The organism is Halorubrum sp. SD612 (assembly GCF_002135005.1).
Genome location: NZ_NEWI01000303.1, coordinates 1 through 1,899, shown reverse-complemented (window position 1 = coordinate 1,899; position 1,899 = coordinate 1). Strand labels below are relative to the sequence as shown.

Annotated in this window: 1 protein-coding gene; it reads left to right on the top strand. The window is 67.6% G+C overall.

Going from position 1 to position 1,899, the window contains the following annotated elements:
- On the top strand, positions 1 to 1,899 hold a 1,899-nt coding region (locus B9G38_RS16695; protein ID WP_086221119.1), incomplete at both ends, for an elongation factor EF-2.

Sequence of the window (1,899 nt, the reverse complement as noted above, 5' to 3'; positions counted from 1 at the left end):
TCGCGATGGACACGAAGGAGGACGAGCAGGAGCGCGGGATCACCATCGACGCGGCGAACGTCTCGATGACCCACGAGTACGAGGACACCAACCACCTCATCAACCTCATCGACACCCCGGGCCACGTCGACTTCGGGGGCGACGTCACCCGCGCGATGCGCGCGGTCGACGGCGCGCTGGTGGTCGTCGACGCCGTCGAGGGCGCGATGCCCCAGACGGAGACGGTGCTCCGGCAGGCGCTCCGCGAGGGCGTGAAGCCGACGCTGTTCATCAACAAGGTCGACCGCCTCATCTCCGAGCTCCAGGAGGGGCCTCAGGAGATGCAGGAACGGCTGATGGCCGTCATCGCCGACGTCAACGAGCTCATCCGCGGGATGGCCGAGAACATGGACGACATCCCCGAGGACTGGACCGTCTCCGTCGAGGACGGGACGGTCGGGTTCGGCTCCGCGCTGTACAAGTGGGGCGTCTCGATGCCGTCGATGCAGCGGACCGGCATGGACTTCGGCGACATCATGGAGCTCGAACAGAACGACAAGCGGCAGGAGCTCCACGAGCGGACGCCGCTGTCGGACGTCGTGCTCGACATGGTCTGCGAGCACTTCCCGAACCCGGTCGACGCGCAGCCCCGCCGCGTCCCGCGCATCTGGCGCGGCGACCCCGAGTCCGACCTGGCCGACACGATGCGGCTGGTCGACGAGGACGGCGAGGTCGTCTTCATGGTCACCGACATCTCGATGGACCCGCACGCGGGCGAGATCGCGACGGGCCGCGTCTTCTCCGGCACGCTGGAGAAGGGTCAGGAGCTGTACGTCTCCGGGACCGCCGGCAAGAACCGCATCCAGAGCGTCGGCCTCTTCATGGGGTCCGAGCGCGAGGAGGTGGACCGCGTCCCGGCGGGGAACATCGCGTCGGTCACCGGTCTGCGTGACGCCATCGCCGGCTCCACCGTCTCCTCCGTGGAGATGACGCCGTTCGAGTCGATCGAGCACATCTCCGAGCCGGTCATCACGAAGTCCGTCGAGGCCCAGAACATGGACGACCTGCCGAAGCTCATCGAGACGCTCCAGCAGGTCGCCAAGGAGGACCCGACGATCCAGATCGAGATCAACGAAGACACCGGCGAGCACCTCATCAGCGGGCAGGGCGAGCTCCACCTCGAAGTGATCACCCAGCGGATCCAGGACAACCAGGGCATCCCGGTCATCACCGGCGAACCGATCGTCGTGTTCCGCGAGCAGCCTCAGGAGAACTCCCGCGAGGTCGAGGGGCAGTCGCCGAACCGGCACAACAAGTTCTACATCACCGTCGAGCCGATGGACCAGGAGATCGTCGACGCCATCCAGCTCGGCGAGGTCTCGATGGACATGCCCGAACTGGAGCGCCGCGAGGCGCTACAGGACGCCGGCATGGACAAGGACACCTCGCAGAACGTCGAGGACATCCACCGGACCAACATCCTCATCGACGACACGAAGGGTATCCAGCACCTCAACGAGACGATGGAGCTCGTCCTTGAGGGGCTTCAGGAAGCGCTCGACGACGGCCCGCTGGCCGCCGAGCCGGTCCAGGGGTCGCTGTTCCGCCTCCACGACGCGAAGCTCCACGAGGACACCATCCACCGCGGGCCCGCGCAGGTCATCCCGGCGGTCCGCGACGCGGTCCACCGCGCGCTGATCGACGGCGAGGTCCGCCTGCTGGAGCCGATCCAGGACGTCCGGATCGACGTGCCCTCGGAACACATGGGCGCCGCGTCCGGCGAGATCCAGGGCCGTCGCGGCCGCGTCGACGACATGTACCAGGAGGGCGACCTCATGGTCGTCGAGGGCATCGCGCCCGTCGAGGAGATGATCGGGTTCTCCTCCGACATCCGCTCGGCCACCGAGGGCCGCGCCTCGT